This is a genomic window from Polaribacter sp. ALD11, assembly GCF_002831685.1.
Classification (GTDB): Bacteria; Bacteroidota; Bacteroidia; order Flavobacteriales; family Flavobacteriaceae; genus Polaribacter.
The window spans coordinates 2858929-2878732 of the sequence record NZ_CP025119.1 but is presented as its reverse complement, the minus strand read 5'-3'; the positions used below and the strand labels follow the sequence as shown (position 1 = coordinate 2878732).

Here is a 19804-nt window from a genome sequence, read left to right as displayed (position 1 = left end):
ACTTGTCCTACTTTTGCTTCATGGTTTCTTTAACTCAGATTGTTTTAGCTGCTGCTTACGGCGAATTTGTACTTGGTAAAAAGATAGGAAACAAAACTTTATTGTTTGGCGAAATTGGTGGTACAATACCAGATTTAGATGTTTTTATTGTTAAGCTCTTATACAATAATGAAATTTAAGCGATGGCTTTTCATCGCGGTTTTATGCACTCTATCTTATTTGCAATACTTGGAGCTTTTCTCTTTGGATGGATTACTTACCAAATATACAATTCAGGAAAAAGAGCAAATGCTAAAAATTTAAGAGACTAGATTACTCTTTTTTCTGGGCAATTTTCACACATCCGCTTTTAGATTGTTTTACGCCTTATAGCACACAGTTATTTGCCCCTTTTTCGAACTATAGAGTTGCTTTTAATACTATTTCTGTGGTAGACCCTTTGTACACCTTACCTTTTTTAACCTGTATGATTGTTATTTTATTTTTTATAAGAACAAACTCTAAGAGATTAAAATGGACAAAAGCAGAAATTTACATTAGTTCTTTTTACATACTTTTTACACTTGGAAATAAAATTTATATGGATTCCATTTTTGAGAAACCTTTTAAAAAAGCAGGCATTGCTATCGATCGTTTTTCTGCTCAACCAAGTACTCTAAATACTGTTTTATGGTATGCCGTTTCAGAAACAAAAGAAAAACACCATCTTACTTTTTATTCTTTATTGGATGAAAGTGCTACTACCAAAAAGGTTATTAGCATAGATAAAAATCTATGATATGAATGATGTGAATTTAAAAACACTGGCTTGGTTTAGTAATAATTATTATAGAATTTCTAAAAAGGATAAAATAGGCACTTATAAATACACAGACTTACGATACCCAATGTTAAATCCTGATGATATAAATACTTTTGTTTTTAATTTTACTGTTTTCTTTGAAGATAATGAATGGGATATTTTATCTTTTAATGGAAACCCACCAAGTAAGGAAGGTTTTGAGTTATTTTTAGAGCGCTTGAAAGGTATTTAATTTCATGCTGAAAAGGTATTTTTCTACTTTATAAATTTTGATATGTAAAAAAACCTCACAGGTTTTTGAAACCTGTGAGGTCTGATAACTTCTTTTGAATATTTTAAATAACTACCTTTTCTAAATTGCAATATGCGTTAAGGATTGAGTGGTCTGTTTGAGCTCTTTTTATTTTTGTTTAAAAATAAAAAAGCGAGTAACGAAAGCCTGACCCTTGTGGTAACGCTAAAATAAAACAGCCATTAATATCTTTAATTTCCGAGACATTTAAATGCTATTTAAACATATCTAAAACTATTGGTTTTAAACCGCTAAAAAAGAATTCTACAGCAATAACCATTACAATTAGGCCCATTAAACGCATCATTACATTTATACCTGTTTGTCCTAATATTTTTATAATTTTTGTAGAACTATAAAGTATTAAATAGGTGCATAAAATAACTGCAAAAGCGGCAAAAATTAAGATTCCTTTTTTCTCTAATGAATCTGCATCTTCCATCATAACAATGGCATTTGTTAATGCACCAGGACCACAAATCATAGGAATTGCTAGTGGTGTTACAGAAATATCATCTACGTAGGTTTTAATTTCAGATTCTTTTAACTTTACTTTTCCTAGTCTTGCTTGTAGCATATCCATGCCCATTAAAAAGAAAATTACACCACCAACAACTCTAAAACTGTTTACAGAAATGCCAAAAAAATTAAATAAAACCTGACCAGAAAAGGCGAAAATTATAATGGTTATAAAACTTACAATAGAAGCTTTTTGAGCCGTTTTTGTTCTATGACTTTTATCTAAATCTGCCGTCATTGTCATAAAAATAGGCATGGTACCAAATGGATTTATCAACGTAAAAAAAGACGTAAATGATAAAATTCCGAATGCGATTACTTCGTTCATTGCTACCACTATTCTAAAACTCCAATTTCTTTCATACATGCTTTCATCATCTCATAGGTTCTTGCGATATCATTATCTAAACCAATAGAAAAACGGATTAAGCCGTCTGAAAGCCCCATTTCTTTTTGTTCTTCTTCTGGTATTTCAGAGGAAGTTGAACTTCCTGGTGCAGAGAATAAGGTCTTATAAAAACCTAAACTTACCGCTAAATATCCTAAGTTTTTGTGTTGCATTAATTCCATTAAAGCATTCGCTTTTTCGATAGAACCCACATCTACAGTTAACATTCCGCCAAAACCATATTCTACGTTCATCATTGTTTTAAAAAGCTTGTGAGAAGGATGCGATACTAAACCAGGATACACTGTTTTTAAGCCATCTGCCTCAAACTTCTCTGCTAAAAAGGCTGCATTTAAACTATGTTGTTTCATTCGAATATGTAATGTTCTCATGTTTTTTAAGATAGAAGATGCTCTTAAAGAATCCATTGTAGCGCCCAATAACATACTTGCGCCACTGTTCACATTACGTAAATCATTAATAAATTCTTGTGTTCCGCAAACTACACCTCCAACTGTGTCTGAAGAGCCATTTATAAATTTTGTTAAACTATGAATTACAACATCTGCTCCTAATTTTGCTGGTGAAATTGATAATGGAGAAAATGTATTATCTACCACTAATTTTAGATTATATTTTTTCGCTAAAGCGGATAAACCAACAATATCTGCCACTTCTAAAAGTGGATTACTAACAGATTCGCAATACAAAACTTTAGTTTTTGCTGTAATTGCAGCTTCTATAATATCTAATTTTGTAATGTCTACAAAGGTTGTTTCGATACCTAGCCTTGGTGTAAAATTTTTTAAGAAAGCATAAGTTCCTCCATAAATTGTTCTGCTAGAAACAATATGTTCACCGGCACTAACTAACTGTAATAAAACTGGAGTAATTGCCCCCATTCCAGATGCTGAAACATTTGCGGTCTCTGTACCTTCCATGGCTGCTAAAGCTTCGCCTAAGTACAAATTTGATGGCGTAGAATGGCGTGAATATAAATAACAACCGTCTGCATTTCCTTCAAAAGTATCGAACATGGTTTTTGCCGATATAAAGGTATAGGTTGATGAATCTGATATTGACGGATTTACGCCTCCGAATTCGCCAAAATATTGTAAGTCTTGAATTTTATCTGCTGGATTGAATTTCATAATTGTAATTTTTAGTACAATACAAAAGGACAACTAAATAGAAATATAATCAACACAACACATAAAATATAGATTATTTTTCTAAATTTGATTCAATTATTAATTTAAAAAACTACAAAACGTTCTTTAAGTTTCATTTTTTAGAAAATTTATATGTTAGATAGCACAGATAAGAAGCTTATTAATTTATTGCAACAAGACAGTAAACAAACAACAAAACAACTGTCTCTTCAGTTAAATTTATCTGTAACAGCTATTTATGAGCGCATCAAAAAATTAGAGAATCAGAAAGTGATTGAAAAGTACGTGGCAATCATCAATAAAAATAAAATTGAAAAATCATTTTTAGTTTTCTGTCATATAAAATTGATTCAACATTCTAAAGAATATGTAACTACCTTTGAACGTGAGGTTTTAAAACTAGAAGAAGTTTCTGAATGTTTTCATGTAAGTGGAGATTATGATTATATTTTAAAAATTTACGTAAAAGACATGGAAACATATAGAAATTTTATGGTAACAAAATTAACTGCTATAAAATATATTGGTAGTACACATAGTACTTTTGCTATTGAACAAGTAAAGAATACAACCGCGATAAATTTATAAATTATGCAAACTGTTCGTTATAAATGTTTTGAACTTTTTATTATCTTTATCTTAATACCTGTAAGTTTTGCTTTTAATTATGCCCCCATTTTAAAAATGATGATTGGTGTTTTAGGTTTTACTTATATTATTTATGTGCTTTTTAAAGTCGAAAATATTAAACTTCGAATTGAGAAAAATATTAATTGGAAAGCATTTTGGAAATTAACAATTATTAAATTCTTAATTATAGCGATAGTTACCGCCACTTTTGTTTGGTTTACAGACGTAAAAAACCTCTTTGTTGTAGTTCTTAACAAACCAAAATTATGGATTTTAATTCTACTTTTTTACTCGCTGTTTTCTGTGTATCCGCAAGAACTTCTCTATAGAACGTTCTTTTTTAAGCGTTACAAGAATGTATTTAAAAATGAGAGCTTCTTTATTTTTATCAATGCAGCTTTGTTTTCTTTAGCTCATTTATTTTTTAAAAATACGTTGGTGTTAATTCTTACTTTTATTGGCGGAATTTTATTCGCAATTACCTATAAAAAAACAAAATCTACACTTTTAGTTTCTATTGAACATAGTATTTATGGTTGCTGGTTATTTACAGTAGGTATGGGAAGTATGTTAGGTTTTCCTTCTTAAATAAAGAAAAAATAAAAGCCCAAAACTATTGTTTTGGGCTTTTAAAAAAAATATTTTGTTATGATAAAATTATGCCTTCGTATTTACTGTAAAAGACATTTCAATTAAATCGTCAATAAACTTATCTTTTAAATTGTCAAAGAATTTTTTAGAACCATATTTTACATTAAAATCTGCTCTATCGATACTAAATGTTTCACTTTTAAAAGTAGTAATAGCTCCTTCTTTGGTTAACATTGCAGGAATTGTAATACTTTTTGTAACATCTTTTATTGTTAAGTTACCTGTTACGGCTAATTTACCTTCCGTCTCTTCTACACTTGTAATTACAAATTTAGATGTAGCATAAGCTGCAACATCAAAAAAGTCTGGCGCAGACAAATGACCAACTAATTTACCGTTTCCTTCTTTATCTGCAGGAATGTCTAATACTTTTATAGTTGACATATTTACTGCAAAAGAACCTCCTGTTAATTTCCCTTCATTTAAGTTTAAAGAACCTTCTTTTAACATAATTGTTCCATTATGTGCGCCTGTTGGCTTTGTCCCTTTCCAAGTAATTACAGAACTTGCAACATCTACATTATTTAAATCTGCAACAGTTTCTATTTTAACAGCTTCTTTTGCTTCTACTTTTTCTTTCTTTTCACTTTTACATGCAGTTAAAACTGATGCTACTAATACTAGTGATAAAATTACTTTTTTCATATTACTTAAAATTAATTAGTTTAGAATTATTTTCCATTGCAAAGATACAATGCTTTTATTTCCCTTGGAAAGTATTTTTTACTTTTTTATAATAAAATTAACAACATGCGCCGCTGCTTGCAAACCAAACGCCGCTGGCATATAGCTTATTGTACCATAATATGATTTTTTAAAATTTGTCCCGTCAGTAATTTTAACACTTTTAGCAATCTGAACTTCTTCTGAATACACTGCCTTTATACCTTTATCTACTTTTCTTTCTTTTAAACGTTTTCTTAAAACTCTTGCCATCGTGCAATTCTTTGTTTTAGAAATGTCTTTTACCCTAATTTTGGTTGCATCTAACTTTCCTCCTGCGCCCATAGAAGAAATAATTTTGACTTTCTTTCTTCGGGCAGCAACTATTAAATTAACTTTTGGAGTAATTGTATCTATACAATCTAGCACGTAATCAAATTCTTTAGAAACAATTTCATAAGCTCTTTCTGGAGATAAAAACTCTTCTAAAACAGTAAGTTTAATATCTTTGTTTATATCTTTTAAACGCGCTGCTAAAACCTTTGCTTTCGATTTACCAATAGTAGAATCTAACGCAGGCAATTGTCTGTTTTTATTTGTTTCGTCAAAAACATCTCCGTCTACAATTGTCATTCTGTTTACGCCTGCTCGTGCTATAAATTCTGCAGCATAAGAACCAACACCACCTAAACCAACAATTAAAATATTGGCTTTTTGTAATTTTTCTAAACCTTCTTTTTGTACTAATAATTCAGTTCTTTCTAACCAACTCATTTTATAAATATATATTTTAAATTTTATGTGCCGTCAAATGCAGTCGAAATCTAATTAATTATTTAAAATTAAAAGAAACCTCTCGACTGCACTCGAGGAAACAAACTCACAAAATTTTGTTTTATTTTTTGCTGAAGATCTTCAACCATTATCTCTTTTAATGCTGCTATTTTTTGATACACTTCTTTAATATCAACATCTGTATTGTCTGTTTCTAATAATATGGATGAAATACTAATTTTAGAAACTACTTCTTGTAATTTTTTATTATGGATGATTGCCGTTCCAAAAGACAACATAATTCCGTTTTTAAGTAAACTTTCGGCAACTTGTAAATTCTTATGAAAACCGTGCAAAATCCAAATTTGATGTGGTTTTAGCTCTTTTTTAAGTTCAATAATTTCTTGAAATGCTTTTACACAATGAATAAGCAAAGGTTTTTTATAATGTTCGGAAAGCTGAATCTGTTTTCTAAAAACTATTTTTTGAAGTTCGAAATCTGTTGCTGTAATTTTATCTAAACCACATTCTCCTAAAGCAAAACAGTTTTCGTCTTTTAGTTTTTCTTCAATAATTAAAAGCTCTTTTGCTATCTTTTCTGGTTGAATAAACCAAGGATGTATTCCTATAGAGAATGGTTTAGAGAAATTGATATCGTTTGGATATTTATTTTCAATCGAAAAAACATTTTCCGAGAACGATTCTTTGTGCGTATGAACATCAAAAAAAAACATAGATGTTACTCTTTATTCTTTGAGTCTATAATAATAGTAACAGGTCCGTCATTTAAAAGTTCTACTTTCATATCTGCACCAAATTCACCTGTTTGCACTTTTTTGCAAATTGCTGTTTCTAACGTTTGCACAAAGTTTTCATACAACGGAATTGCAATTACTGGTTTTGCTGCTTTTATGTAACTTGGCCTGTTTCCTTTTTTGGTAGCTGCTTGCAACGTAAACTGACTCACAACAATTACTTCGCCATTCACATCTAAAAGTGAGTTATTCATCACTTCATTTTCATCATTAAAAATACGAAGATTTGCTATTTTACGAACCAAGAAATTAATATCTTCTTGAGTATCATCATCTACAATTCCTAACAAAACTAGCAATCCGTTTTTAATGTCTGCAACTTTATTATTGCTAATTGTTACGCTTGCTCTAGAAACCCTTTGAATTACAATTTTCATAACTTATTCATTATCTTCTTCGTCCCAAACATCGGTTCTAAAATGTTCTTTTTCTTCATCTCCGCTTAAAATTTGAAGGTAACTTTTATAACGAGACCAAGAAATTCTATCCTCTTCTAAAGCTTCTTTTACAGCACAATGTGGTTCTTTTGTATGAATACAATTATTGAATTTGCAATCTTGTTTCAAAGCAAAAAACTCTGGAAAATAATCTCCTAATTCATATTTATCGATATCTACAACACCAAAACCTTTAATACCTGGTGTGTCTATAATTCTAGCATCGAAACCTAAATCGAACATTTCTGCAAATGTTGTAGTATGTTTTCCTTGGTTATGCTGGTCTGAAATTTCTTTCGTTTTTAAGTCTAACGTTGGCTCTATTGCATTTACTAAAGTAGATTTACCAACACCAGAATGACCAACAAACATAGAGGTTTTACCAGTCATTAATTTTTTAACTTCCTCTAGGTTAATGCTTTTTGTTGCAGAAACCTCAATACATCTGTAACCAATTGCTTCATAAATGTCTTTTAAGTATAGAATTTCTGCACGTTCTTCTAATTCATAAGAATCTATCTTATTAAAAACCAAAATGGTTTCTATTCGATAGGCTCTTGCAGAAACTAAAAAACGATCTATAAATGTGGCAAATGTTGGCGGATTGTTAATGGTAATTAGTAAAAAAACCTGATCTATATTAGACGCAATAATATGTGTTTGCTTAGAGAGGTTTACAGATTTACGTACAATAAAATTATCTCTGTCTAAAATGGTTTTAATAACACCTGTTTCTTCATCATTCTTTTTCTCTAAATCGAACACCACTTTATCACCAACCGCAATTGGGTTGGTGCTTTTAATATCTTTTAATCTAAATTTTCCTTTGATTCTACATTTGTAAAATTCTCCGTTATCAGATTTTACATGATACCAACTTCCTGTAGATTTATATACGGTTCCTTTCATTGGTACAAAGATGCAGAATTTTAAATAAAAATGATAATGTGAGTTCGAGTGATTTTCTATTTTATGAGAAAATTGTATCGAGAACATTAAATTTTAACCAAAACTTCTCGATATAAAATTTCTGAAAAATAAATTTTACTAGAATTTACGGTATGTATATAGAAAGACCTCACAGGTTTTAAAAAGCTATGATGCCTGAAATTTCTAAAAGCAACTTTAATAAACTTCCTTTTTAGGTTTGCACTTGCGTTAAGGATTGAGCAATTGTTTGAGCTCTTTTTTGTTTTTTCTACAAAAAAAGCGAGTGCGAAAGCCTGACCACGCTTTTTTGCGTGGTAACGCCCAAAAAAAATACCTTCAAATTTTGAAAACTTGAAGGTATTTTAAATAAAACTTTATGGTTAAGAACTTAACCTTTAATAATTTTTTCTTGGTGATTGATTGATTCTTGGTGAATTGCCTTAAACATTTTTAACACAAATTCTTCACTTAAACCTTTGCTTTCTCCTTCTAAAATCATGTTTCCAAGAATTTCGTTCCAACGTCTAGATTGTAAAACGGCAACGTTTTTCTCTTTCTTTAAAGCACCAATTTTATCGGCAACTTTCATTCTTTTACCCATCATATCTATCAACTGACCGTCGACAACATTAATTTGAGCTCTTAAATTATCTAAAGAATCTCTGTAAGTAGAATCAGTTTCAGTTTCTTTTCTAATTTTTAAGTCTTCCATTATTTGCTTTAATTTTGTTGGTGTAACTTGCTGTGCAGCATCAGACCAAGCGTTGTCTGGATCGAAATGAGTTTCTATCATTAAACCATCAAAATTTAAATCTAAAGCAGTTTGAGAAACATCAAAAATCATTTCTCTGTTACCCGTAATGTGAGAAGGATCGCAGATTAACGGTAAATCTGGAAATTTATTTTTGAATTCGATAGCTATTTGCCATTCTGGAACGTTTCTGTATTTTGATTTTTCATAGGTAGAAAAGCCTCTATGAATTGCTCCTAAATTTTTTATATCTGCGGTGTATAATCTTTCGATTCCGCCTAACCATAATGCTAAATCAGGATTGATTGGGTTTTTTACCAATACAATTTTATCTGTACCATGCAATGCATCTGCTAATTCTTGCATAATAAAAGGAGATACTGCTGTACGTGCACCAATCCATAATAAATCTACATCATATTCTAAAGCTAACTTTACATGTGCTGCGTTTGCAACTTCTGTACAGGTTTTCATACCTGTTTCTTCTTTAACTTTCTTTAGCCATCTTAAACCAAGTTCACCAACACCTTCAAACATTCCTGGTCTTGTTCTTGGTTTCCATATTCCTGCTCTAAAATAATTTACATCAGAATCTTTTAATTCGTGTGCAATTTTTAAAACCTGTTCTTCGGTTTCTGCACTACAAGGCCCTGCTATTACTAGAGGATGATCTAAATTCATATCATCCAACCATGTTCTTAATTCTTTTGTATTCTTCATTTTTCTACTTGTTTTGGCTTTTAATCTATGCCGTTTAAAATTTGTTTTATATAATTTGTATTCTCCATTTCGTTAAAAATTTCAGAGAAATTGTCTTGTTCCATCAACTCTTTAAAATGTTGTAAATTGTTAATGTATTCTTCTAACGTTTCTATAACGTTTTCTTTGTTTTGTTTAAAAATGGGTGTCCACATTGCTGGCGAACTTTTTGCCAAACGAACTGTGGATGCAAATCCGGAACCTGCCATATCGAAAATATCGCGTTCATTTTTTTCTTTGTTGATGACCGTTTTACCCAACATAAATGCACTAATGTGAGACAAGTGCGAAACATACGCAATATGCTTGTCATGCGAAATCGGATCCATGTACCGAATACGCATTCCAATGTCTGTAAAAAGCTTTAAAGCTTTCTCTTGAAGTTTAAAAGTGGTTTTTTCTACTTCACAAATAATATTTGTTTTTCCAATGTATAAGCCAGAAATAGCCGCTTTTGGACCAGAATTTTCTGTTCCTGCAATTGGGTGAGCTGCTAAAAAATTTCTCCTTTTTGGATGATGTTCAACTGCTTTACAAATTGCTTCTTTTGTGGATCCAGCATCTACTACCAAACCATTATCTGAGATTTTATCTAAAATAATTGGCAATAATTTTACCGTTGCATCTACAGGAATTGAAACAATTACCAAGTCTGCATTTTCTATATCGTCTAACGTTGCTTTTTCATCAATAACGCCTAATTCTTTCGCTTCATTTAAATGACTATCATTGGCATCAATTCCGTAAATAATAGCCTTTGGGTGGTGTTTTTTAATGTCGATAGCAAAACTACCGCCAATTAAACCAATACCAACCATGTATATATTTTTCATAATTATAATCTTGATATTGCTTCTTTAATTACGTCTGTTGTTACACACAATGAAAAACGAATGTATCCTTCTCCTTGAGAACCAAAAATAGTTCCTGGTGTTATAAAAATATCATTATCATACAACACTGCATCTGTAACTTCTTCAGATTTTTTTCCTTCAGGAATTTTTGCCCACACAAATAAACCTGTAGAATTACGACTATACGTAGCGTCTAACTTATCTGCCAATTGCCAAATTAAATTTCTACGTTCTTCGTAAATTTTATTTTGTGCTAAAAACCAATCGTCTGATAATTGTAAGGCTTCTATGGCTCCTTTCTGAATTCCGTAAAACATACCAGAATCCATATTAGATTTTACCTTTAATATTTCGTTAATGTATGATGCTTTTCCTAAAACCATACCAACACGCCAACCTGCCATATTAAAGGTTTTACTTAATGAGTTTAATTCTAAAGCAATGTCTTTTGCGCCTTCAACTTGTAAAATACTAATCGGATTATTGTTTAAAATAAAACTATACGGATTGTCATTGATAATTAAAATATGGTGTTTTTTTCCGAATGCAATCAACTTTTCAAACGTTTCTAAGGTTGCGTTTGTTCCTGTTGGCATGTGCGGGTAATTTACCCACATAATTTTAACTTCACTTAAATCTTGTGCCTCTAATTCCTTAAAATCTGGTTGCCAACTTGTTGCATCACTTAAATTATAAAAAAGCGGTTCTGCACCAACTAACTTCGTTACTGATGTATAGGTTGGATATCCTGGATTTGGAATTAATACTTTATCGCCTTCATTTAAAAAAGCCATAGAAATATGCATAATTCCCTCTTTACTTCCCATTAATGGCAAAACTTCATTTTCTGGGTTTGAATCTACAGAAAACTTGGTTTTGTAAAAAGTTGAAATTGCATTTCTTAATTCTGGTAAACCTTGATAGGATTGATATTTATGTGCACTCGCGTCCTTTAAACTTCCTTGAATTGCCTCCAACACTTTTGTTGGTGGTTGCAAATCTGGAGAGCCAATTCCCATATTAATAATTGGTTTTCCAGCAGCAGCCAAAGCTCTTACCTCTCTTAATTTCTTCGAAAAATAGTATTCTTGTACTGTCTCTAATCTTTTAGCAGCTTTAATCATTTTCTTCCGTTTTTATAAGTTCCTAAAATTTTGAATTCTTCTGCCATAATTTCTAGTATTGCTATTGCTTTTTCGTAATCTTTATAATTATCAAAAGTTACATCCACAAAAAACGAATATTTCCAAGGTGTTTCTATAACTGGTAAAGATTGAATTTTTGTTAAATTCATCTTACAGTCGCTCAATACATTTAAAATTGCTGCTAAACTTCCTCTTTTATGACTTAATTGAAATTTTAAAGAAGCTTTATTAATTTGGTCAACTCCGTTATTTGGTGCTGAAGTTTGTACAATTACAAAACGTGTAGCATTGTCTTTTATCGCTTGAATTTCGTCTTCAATTACCTCTAAATTGAATATTTCTGCTGCAATTTTTGGTGCAATTGCGGCAATACCAACTAAATTTTCTTTAGAAATTCTTTTCGCTACTTCTGCAGTATCTACATCTTCTACTAACTTAATGTGAGGATGTTTTTTAAAGAAAACTTTACACTGCTGCAATGCCATTGGATGCGACCAAACTTCTTTTATATCTTCAATTTTTTGGCCTTTTAAACACATTAAATGATGGTGAATATTCAAATATTCTTCTCCTATAATATGAAGATTGTTATTATCTATTAGTGCGTAATTAGGAATAATTGACCCTGCAATTGTATTCTCTATTGCCATAATACCAACATCTGTAGATGCATCTAACAAACTATCTACCAACTCATCAAAAGACATGCATTCTTTTAATTGAATTGAAGTTCCGTAAAAGTCGCGCGCAACTTTATGGTGGTTTGAGCCTTCGGCTCCTTGTATGGCTATAATCTTATTCATTATTTAAAATAATATCAAAAAAAAAGCCTCGAATTAGATTCGAGACTTTATATTGTGTAAATGTTTCTTAACAACATGATACAAAGTCTCTCCTCTTATTGTAAAAATAAAAGTAAAAATAGAAACGTGCCCAAGTGTTATTTAACATCTTAATCTTCTTTGTTCTGAATGACAAATCTAAAGATTAAATTGTAACAAACAAATTATATCGCATTTTTTATACAAGAATTGGCAATCTGTTAAAAAAAACATAATAAAAATGAAAAGTTTTATGAATTTCTTTAATTATTTAGAAATGAAACAGACATATGAGAAAAGAAGAAAAAGCTCTTCTTATATATTGGAGTTCGAATTACAATTATAAAGACCTTGTAACAACAAGTTATTGTATACAAATATCTTTTTACAAGAATATTTTTATCAAAAAATAACACTATATTTGCAGCTTCAATGAATACATCATTGATATACATAATAATCATTTAAATAATATTGGAATGTATTTAACTAAAGAAGTAAAAGAAAGCATTTTCGAAAAACACGGTAAAGGTAAAAACGATACTGGTTCTTCAGAAGGGCAAATTGCTTTATTCACACACAGAATTAACCACTTAACTGGGCACTTAAAGAAAAATCGTAAAGATTTTAACACAGAGCGTTCATTAGTAATGTTGGTAGGTAAACGTAGAAGTTTATTAGATTATTTAAAGAAAACCGAAATCAATAGATATCGTGCAATCATTAAAGAATTAGGAATTAGAAAATAATTCGTACAAAAAAGAGGCTCTATAAACGTGCCTCTTTTTTATTATAACAAATTTAGAAGTCTGGTAGTAACTCCATCAGCAATTATTATAAAAAATCAAGAATACCAACAATATTCTTGAATTTCCATTGCAACAACAAACGACAACACAACAACAAACAAATTAAAAATTTAGAATTAAAATTTATGATTCCAAAAGTATTTAGAGAGGTTATAGACCTTGGAGACGGAAGAACCATCTCATTAGAAACCGGTAAATTAGCAAAACAAGCTCACGGTTCAGTTGTTGTTCAAATGGGAAAAGCAATGTTATTATGTACAGTTGTATCTAATTACAAACAAAGTCCTGTAGATTTTTTACCATTAACAGTAGATTATAGAGAAAAATTTGCTGCTGCAGGTAGATACCCTGGAGGTTTCTTTAAGAGAGAAGCTAGACCAAGTGATGGTGAAGTATTAACAATGCGTTTAGTAGACCGTGTTTTACGTCCATTATTTCCAAAAGACTACCATTCAGAAGTACAGGTAATGATTCAATTAATGTCTCATGATGAAGATGTTATGCCAGATGCATTAGCAGGTTTAGCAGCATCAGCAGCTATTCAATTATCAGATTTCCCTTTCGAATGTCCTATTTCTGAAGCACGTGTTGCTAGAATAAACGGAGAATTTGTAATCAACCCAAACAGAGCACAATTAGCAGAGTCTGACATCGATATGATGATTGGAGCTTCTGCAGATTCTGTAATGATGGTGGAAGGTGAAATGGATGAGATTTCTGAAGAGGAAATGGCAGATGCAATTAAGTTTGCACATGAAGCTATTAAGATTCAGTGTGCTGCTCAAGTTCGTTTAGCTGAAGCTTTCGGAAAGAAAGAAACTAGAGAATATGAAGGTGAAAGAGAAGATGAAGAATTAGCTGTAAAAATAAATGACTTTTGTTACGACAAATGTTATGCAATCGCTAAAAAAGGAACTTCTAAAGTAGAGCGTACAACTGCTTTTTCTGAAGTAAAAGAAGCATTAAAAGCAACATTTACAGAAGAAGAATTAGCAGAATATGGTGATTTAGTTGGAAAATATTTCAATAAATCTCAAAAATCTGCAGTTAGAGAATTAACATTAGCAGAAGGTTTACGTTTAGATGGTCGTAAGACTGACGAGATTAGACCAATTTGGTGTGAAGTAGATTATTTACCTTCAGTACATGGTTCTTCTATCTTTACTCGTGGAGAAACACAAGCACTAGCAACAGTAACTTTAGGAACATCTAGAGATGCTAACAAAATAGATATGCCATCTTACGAAGGTGAAGAGAATTTCTATTTACATTATAACTTTCCTCCTTTTTGTACAGGTGAAGCAAGACCATTAAGAGGAACTTCTAGAAGAGAAGTTGGTCATGGTAACTTGGCGCAACGTGGTTTAAAAGGAATGATTCCTGCAGATTGCCCTTATACAGTAAGAGTAGTTTCTGAAGTATTAGAATCTAACGGTTCTTCTTCTATGGCAACTGTTTGTGCTGGTACAATGGCATTAATGGACGCTGGTGTTCAAATGATTAGACCTGTTTCTGGTATTGCAATGGGATTAATTTCTGATGGAGATCGTTACGCAGTTTTATCTGATATTTTAGGTGATGAAGATCATTTAGGAGATATGGACTTTAAAGTAACTGGTACTTCTGAAGGAATTACTGCTTGTCAAATGGACATTAAAGTAAAAGGACTAGGATATGAGATTTTAGTAAATGCACTAAAACAAGCTCGTGATGGTCGTTTACATATCTTAGAAAAATTAACAGATACAATTGCTGGTGCAAACGTAGAAGTTAAAGAGCATGCTCCTAAAATGATTAACAGACGTATTCCTAATGATATGATTGGTGCATTTATTGGACCAGGAGGTAAACATATTCAAGAATTACAGAAAGAAACAGGAACTACAATTGTAATTACTGAAGACCCTGTAACCGAAGAAGGAATTATCGAGATTTTAGGAACGGATCCAGAAGGAATTGAAAAAGTTATTACTCGTATCGAGTCTATGCTATTCAAACCTGTAGTTGGTAGTGCTTATGAAGTTAAAGTAATTAAAATGTTAGACTTTGGTGCAGTTGTAGAATATGCAGAAGCTCCAGGAAATGAAGTTTTATTACACGTTAGTGAATTAGCTTGGGAACGTACAGAAAATGTTACTGATGTAGTAAACATGGGAGACGTTTTTGATGTGAAGTACTTTGGTTTAGACCCAAGAACTCGTAAAGAAAAAGTTTCTAGAAAGGCATTGTTACCAAAACCAGAAGGTTATGTAGCAAGACCACCAAGAGATGATAAACGTTCTTCTGGTAGTCGTGATAACAGAAGCAGAGATACTCGCGGACGTGATGACAGAAAACCTAGAGAACCAAGAGAACCTAAAAAAGAAGATTAAATTCTTTTTTAATTGATATTTAAAAATCGCCAATTAATTTTGGCGATTTTTTTTGTTTAAAACCCAATTATCTAAATGCTTTTATTTTCTTTGTAACTCTCTATGAAAATTCAACACATTACATATTTATCTCTAGGAACAAACCAAGGACATAAATTAGATAACTTACAAAATGCCGTCAATCTAATTGATGGTAAGATAGGTGCTATTCAAAAAATATCTTCAATTTATAAAACCGCTGCTTGGGGCTTTAATGGTAATGACTTCTATAATATATGTATTAAAGTTTCTACATCTTTACCATCCGATGCATTAATTAATCTTCTTTTATCAATTGAGAAAGAATTAGGAAGAGAGCGAACAAATAAAGAAGGCTATCAAAATAGAAACATAGATATTGATATTTTGTTGTTTGATGACGAAATTATCCTCTCTAAAGCACTAATTGTTCCACACTCTAAGATGTTAGAAAGAAAGTTTGTGATGATTCCTTTAGTTGAAATTGCTGCCAACGTAATTCATCCAATAGAAAAAAAACTATTAAATATTTGCTTACAAAACTGTAACGATTCTTCTGAGATATTTAAAATTGACGCACTACTAACACGTCCAATACCAATCACAGAGAAATATAACTATATTGCTATTGAAGGTAATATTGGAGCAGGAAAAACATCTTTGGCTAAAATGATGTCAGATGAATTTAATGCAAAATTGGTTTTAGAGCGTTTTGCAGACAACCCTTTTTTACCAAAATTTTACGAAGACAAAGAGAGATATGCTTTTCCATTAGAAATGAGCTTCTTAGCTGACAGATACCAACAATTAAGCGATGATTTAGCCCAATTCGACCTTTTTAAAAACTTTATTATTTCAGATTACTATATCTTTAAGTCTCTAATATTCGCACAAGTTACACTCTCTAAAGATGAATATTTATTATACAGAAAAATGTTTAATTTAATCTACAAAGAGATTACCAAACCAGACCTGTATGTCTACTTGTATCAAAATACAGAACGTTTACTAGAAAACATTAAAAAAAGAGGGAGAATATACGAGCAAAATATTGAACCTGAGTATCTTAAAAAAATTCACGACGGATACAAAAGCTTTATCAAGACACAAAAAAACTTAAATCTATTAATTATAGACGTATCAGAAATTGATTTTGTAAACAACACAATTGACTACGATTTTATAATGGACAAAATAAAGAATAATTAGAAAAAAAATTATATTTTTGCGCAAATAAAAATTCCCCCAATTTTTTTTAATAAATTATATATATAAATCTAATGAGGAGAATTTTTTTAATTGCAATCTTAAGTTGTTTTACAACAACTGCAATATTTAGCCAATTTACTACAGACGAAATTACTTACGGAAACAGAATTGACTTAGAAAACTCTAACAGTTGGGCTGCAGGAGGTGGTTTTAGTAACTTTATTATGCATGGAGATTTGCGTTCTATTGGTACTGGAAACCTTGGTAACTTCTATAATTTTGGTGTGTTTGCTTTTGTAGATAAAATGTTTAATCCTTTACTGGGGTTAGAGGTGAAAGCTACCTACTCTCAAATATCTGGTGGAGCTCAATATTTCTCTGATGTTTATGAAATATTGTATGTACCAAATACAGTCATTAGAAACAATATGTATTTTGAAGGTACTGCCTATGGGGCAGAATTAAACTTGATTTTAAGTTTTTCTAACTTATACCAAACAGCAGCAACTAAATGGAATGCAGCTGGTTATTTTGGTGTTGGTTATCATCAATATAATTCTCAACTTTTTGAGAAAAACTTATCTGGCGGTCCAGACAAACCTTTGGTAGATTTTGGTACAAACCCTGCAAGAAATAGTAAGAATTCTGCTAGTTCTATCTATTTATCAGGGCAATTAGGTCTTAAACGAAGAGTTAGTAAGAGAGTAGATATTGAAATTAGAACAGGAATGTACTTTAATTATGAAGATCATTTAGATGCTGCAATATCTAATAAGCAAGATTGGGAAACTTTTTTTGTAACAAGTATAGGTGCTACTGTTAAGTTAGGTAAGAAAAAAGTTTTTACAATTTGGGGGGATGAAAGTGGTGACAGTAGAGGCAAATTTAAAATTATTGACACTGATAAAGATGGTGTAATGGATGAATTAGATGCTGAACCAAATACACCTGCAGGAGTAATGGTTTATGGTAATGGTAAAGCTGTAGATTCTGACAAAGATGGCTTACCAGATTATAAAGATAAATGTCCTTTAGAATACGGGCCAGAATCTAATGAAGGCTGCCCATTAAATGTAGACTCTGATGGAGATGGTGTTATGGATGGTAAAGATCTATGTCCTGCAACTCCAGGAACTATAGAAAACAGAGGTTGTCCGAAACAAGAAGCGGGTAATAATCCTTCTAATATAAATAACCAGATTGCTTTATTAGCTACAAGTATTTATTTTGAAACAAATAGCGATAAAATTCAAAATATTTCTTACAATACTATAGACAAGATTATTACTCTAATGAAACAAGTACCTAACATTAAGTTTCTTATTGAAGGTCATACAGATGATAGAAATAGTGATAGATACAACACATACTTATCTCAAAGAAGAGCAAACGCTGTTAGAAAATACATGATTAAAGAAGGCATTTCTAATGAAAGCCTAAGCGCTAAAGGTTTTGGAGAATCTAGACCCAAATTTTCTAATGATAATGCTGGTGGTAGACAATTAAATAGAAGAGTAGAAATTAAACCTGCTGGTTCTTTAGAGTAAATAGGAAAACAAATAAGTAACAAAAGAGAGCATATTAATAATATGCTCTCTTTTTGGTTTAAAAAATAACTACATAAAAAAAGAGCGACACTTTTAGGTATCGCTCTTATCTATTTTCAAGAAGTATCTTATTTTTTCAATTCTAACTTTTCTGCAAAATACTCACAAAAATCGCGCATTGTAGCGCCCATCTTCTGATCGTCTGTTGCACGTTCAAAAGTATCTGCCATAGATACTAATGTTTGATGATAAAACTGCTTCATTTCATCTACAGGCATATCTTTTGTCCAAAGATCCATGCGTAAGGTATCTTTCTTTTTATGATCCCAAACAGAAATCATAATGGCTTTAGATTCTTCATCATCTATACCACCATCTTTCGCTGTCCAAGAAATTTCTTCAGGAACTTTGTTTTCATCTAAACCTATTCTAAAATTAATTTCTGAGTTATGTTTTACTGACATTATTTTTTGGGCTTATACTTCGATTTTTTAAATAAATCTAATTCGTTAATTTTTAATAATTCTTGCAAAGATACATCATTATGATTCATATAAGAACGTACAATTTGCCAACCTACCCAAACACCAACTTTACCTGGAGATAAATTGTCATGCTCCATATAGAACTTAGAAAATGGCGCTGTTTCTAGAAAACGTTTGTTTAGTTTAATATCTGTACTAAAAAGTATTTTTTTCTCTATAAAGTAACTCCAAATTTGTGCTTCATTTGAAAGTACCCAATTGAGTTTATCTTCCTCATAACCAATTTTTTCTTTATTAGAAACGTTAGGCAAATATCTATCTAATACGTACATTTTTTTTCCTTCATGTATCATTTTACCAACAAAACTTCTCTCTTTAGAGTTCTGAATCTGTTTTTCTATGATTGCTTCTCCTACAGACACAATAAGATGTTCTTTGGTGTTATTTTCTTTGATATACTTTGGGTAATCTGCATAAAAATCATGATTCTTACCTAAATAAACATCTAAAGAAACTATTAATAAACTATCTGCGTAAATTACTCTACTGTCATAATCTATATTCGTTAACATGGTAATTACATCTGGTGCTAAAAAATTAGGATTGTAATATTTAACATGTTTAAAAAGTGATCTCAACTCTTCTTCTAAAGGAGAAATGTCTTTATAAATATTTTGAGTTTCGATAAACAATTCCTGCTCGTCTTTATTATTCATTTTAGAAAATGAAATACTATCTGTTATTCCTTTTGGAAAAAAATAAGGATATTTTGTTTTCAATTTGTCTAAATCCTGTCTTTCTGAAGTATAAAAATCTACATCAAATCTTTTTACTTCAAAATTTACATCAACCTTAGAAACATCTATTTTATTTATATTATTAGTATTGCACGCAAAAAAACTGAATAAAACCGCTAAAATCACTAGAAAAAATCTCATAAACTTTGTATATTGCTGTTAGA

23 protein-coding genes are annotated in these 19804 nt (G+C 30.9%); 10 read left to right on the top strand and 13 right to left on the bottom strand.

Annotation, left to right across the window (positions count from 1 at the left end; translation table 11 throughout):
• The first annotated feature begins 20 nt into the window (after positions 1 to 20).
• The 4 genes from CW731_RS15615 to CW731_RS12665 are packed head-to-tail and all read left to right on the top strand — an operon-like array spanning position 21 to position 1034.
• Complete coding sequence (locus CW731_RS15615) at positions 21 to 179, top strand: hypothetical protein (RefSeq protein ID WP_157812229.1); 159 nt, start codon at positions 21 to 23, stop codon at positions 177 to 179.
• A gap of 3 nt (positions 180 to 182) precedes the next feature.
• Positions 183 to 311, top strand: coding sequence for a metal-dependent hydrolase (locus tag CW731_RS15840; protein ID WP_232734672.1), 129 nt, complete (start codon positions 183 to 185; stop codon positions 309 to 311).
• A gap of 20 nt (positions 312 to 331) precedes the next feature.
• On the top strand, positions 332 to 778 hold the full coding sequence (locus tag CW731_RS12670; RefSeq protein WP_100947070.1) for a metal-dependent hydrolase: 447 nt from the start codon (positions 332 to 334) through the stop codon (positions 776 to 778).
• A gap of 1 nt (position 779) precedes the next feature.
• Positions 780 to 1034, top strand: a complete 255-nt coding sequence (locus CW731_RS12665) for a hypothetical protein (protein WP_100947069.1) — start codon at positions 780 to 782, stop codon at positions 1032 to 1034.
• A 274-nt stretch (positions 1035 to 1308) separates the two neighbouring features.
• On the opposite strand, the gene CW731_RS12660 is transcribed toward CW731_RS12665, so the two are convergent.
• Both CW731_RS12660 and CW731_RS12655 read right to left on the bottom strand, forming a co-directional pair.
• Positions 1309 to 1941, bottom strand: a complete 633-nt coding sequence (locus CW731_RS12660; protein WP_100947707.1) for a MarC family protein — start codon at positions 1939 to 1941, stop codon at positions 1309 to 1311.
• Positions 1942 to 1949: 8 nt separating this feature from the next.
• On the bottom strand, positions 1950 to 3152 hold the full coding sequence (locus CW731_RS12655; protein ID WP_100947068.1) for an aminotransferase class I/II-fold pyridoxal phosphate-dependent enzyme: 1203 nt from the start codon (positions 3150 to 3152) through the stop codon (positions 1950 to 1952).
• 153 nt (positions 3153 to 3305) lie between these two features.
• Between CW731_RS12655 and CW731_RS12650 the strand changes: the two genes are divergently transcribed.
• Together CW731_RS12650 and CW731_RS12645 are read left to right on the top strand one after the other, a co-directional pair.
• Positions 3306 to 3761, top strand: a complete 456-nt coding sequence (locus CW731_RS12650; protein WP_100947067.1) for an Lrp/AsnC family transcriptional regulator — start codon at positions 3306 to 3308, stop codon at positions 3759 to 3761.
• Between the two features lie 3 nt (positions 3762 to 3764).
• On the top strand, positions 3765 to 4391 hold the full coding sequence (locus CW731_RS12645; protein ID WP_100947066.1) for a CPBP family intramembrane glutamic endopeptidase: 627 nt from the start codon (positions 3765 to 3767) through the stop codon (positions 4389 to 4391).
• A gap of 69 nt (positions 4392 to 4460) precedes the next feature.
• On the opposite strand, the gene CW731_RS12640 is transcribed toward CW731_RS12645, so the two are convergent.
• The 9 genes from CW731_RS12640 to CW731_RS12600 all read right to left on the bottom strand — a co-directional run bounded on the left by CW731_RS12640 (position 4461) and on the right by CW731_RS12600 (position 12385).
• A complete protein-coding gene (locus tag CW731_RS12640; RefSeq protein WP_100947065.1) occupies positions 4461 to 5099 on the bottom strand; it encodes a YceI family protein in 639 nt (212 codons plus the stop codon).
• Positions 5100 to 5177: 78 nt separating this feature from the next.
• Positions 5178 to 5891, bottom strand: a complete 714-nt coding sequence (locus tag CW731_RS12635) for a ThiF family adenylyltransferase (protein WP_100947064.1) — start codon at positions 5889 to 5891, stop codon at positions 5178 to 5180.
• Positions 5892 to 5959: 68 nt separating this feature from the next.
• A complete protein-coding gene (locus tag CW731_RS12630) occupies positions 5960 to 6625 on the bottom strand; it encodes a TatD family hydrolase (protein ID WP_100947063.1) in 666 nt (221 codons plus the stop codon).
• Between the two features lie 5 nt (positions 6626 to 6630).
• Positions 6631 to 7083 (bottom strand): D-aminoacyl-tRNA deacylase, encoded by a 453-nt coding sequence (dtd, locus tag CW731_RS12625; RefSeq protein ID WP_100947062.1) that lies wholly within the window; start codon positions 7081 to 7083, stop codon positions 6631 to 6633.
• A gap of 3 nt (positions 7084 to 7086) precedes the next feature.
• On the bottom strand, positions 7087 to 8052 hold the full coding sequence (gene rsgA, locus CW731_RS12620) for a ribosome small subunit-dependent GTPase A (RefSeq protein WP_100947061.1): 966 nt from the start codon (positions 8050 to 8052) through the stop codon (positions 7087 to 7089).
• A 409-nt stretch (positions 8053 to 8461) separates the two neighbouring features.
• Entirely contained in the window at positions 8462 to 9544 is a 1083-nt protein-coding gene (locus CW731_RS12615) for a bifunctional 3-deoxy-7-phosphoheptulonate synthase/chorismate mutase type II (protein WP_100947060.1), read from the bottom strand.
• A 20-nt stretch (positions 9545 to 9564) separates the two neighbouring features.
• The gene (locus tag CW731_RS12610) at positions 9565 to 10416 is read right to left on the bottom strand and encodes a prephenate dehydrogenase (protein ID WP_100947059.1); all 852 of its coding nucleotides are present in this window, start codon (positions 10414 to 10416) and stop codon (positions 9565 to 9567) included.
• 2 nt (positions 10417 to 10418) lie between these two features.
• Entirely contained in the window at positions 10419 to 11561 is a 1143-nt protein-coding gene (locus tag CW731_RS12605; RefSeq protein ID WP_100947058.1) for a pyridoxal phosphate-dependent aminotransferase, read from the bottom strand.
• On the bottom strand, positions 11558 to 12385 hold the full coding sequence (locus tag CW731_RS12600) for a prephenate dehydratase (RefSeq protein ID WP_100947057.1): 828 nt from the start codon (positions 12383 to 12385) through the stop codon (positions 11558 to 11560). Before CW731_RS12600 ends, CW731_RS12605 begins: the two co-directional genes overlap by 4 nt.
• Before the next feature lie 497 nt (positions 12386 to 12882).
• On the opposite strand from CW731_RS12600, the gene rpsO reads away from it, so the two are divergent.
• The 4 genes from rpsO to CW731_RS12580 all read left to right on the top strand — a co-directional run bounded on the left by rpsO (position 12883) and on the right by CW731_RS12580 (position 18358).
• Positions 12883 to 13152, top strand: coding sequence for a 30S ribosomal protein S15 (rpsO, locus tag CW731_RS12595; RefSeq protein ID WP_100947056.1), 270 nt, complete (start codon positions 12883 to 12885; stop codon positions 13150 to 13152).
• Positions 13153 to 13337: 185 nt separating this feature from the next.
• Positions 13338 to 15584 carry a polyribonucleotide nucleotidyltransferase gene (locus tag CW731_RS12590; RefSeq protein WP_100947055.1) on the top strand — a complete coding sequence of 749 codons (2247 nt, stop codon included), beginning with the start codon at positions 13338 to 13340 and terminating at the stop codon, positions 15582 to 15584.
• Between the two features lie 102 nt (positions 15585 to 15686).
• Positions 15687 to 16811, top strand: a complete 1125-nt coding sequence (gene folK, locus CW731_RS12585; protein ID WP_100947054.1) for a 2-amino-4-hydroxy-6-hydroxymethyldihydropteridine diphosphokinase — start codon at positions 15687 to 15689, stop codon at positions 16809 to 16811.
• Positions 16812 to 16882: 71 nt separating this feature from the next.
• Positions 16883 to 18358, top strand: a complete 1476-nt coding sequence (locus CW731_RS12580; RefSeq protein WP_100947053.1) for an OmpA family protein — start codon at positions 16883 to 16885, stop codon at positions 18356 to 18358.
• A gap of 128 nt (positions 18359 to 18486) precedes the next feature.
• Here the strand turns inward: CW731_RS12580 and gldC are convergent, their stop codons facing one another.
• Positions 18487 to 18822, bottom strand: coding sequence for a gliding motility protein GldC (gldC, locus tag CW731_RS12575; RefSeq protein ID WP_100947052.1), 336 nt, complete (start codon positions 18820 to 18822; stop codon positions 18487 to 18489).
• Positions 18822 to 19781, bottom strand: coding sequence for a gliding motility lipoprotein GldB (gene gldB / locus CW731_RS12570; protein WP_100947051.1), 960 nt, complete (start codon positions 19779 to 19781; stop codon positions 18822 to 18824). The genes gldC and gldB overlap by 1 nt, the downstream gene beginning before the upstream one ends.
• Positions 19782 to 19804: the final 23 nt, after the last annotated feature.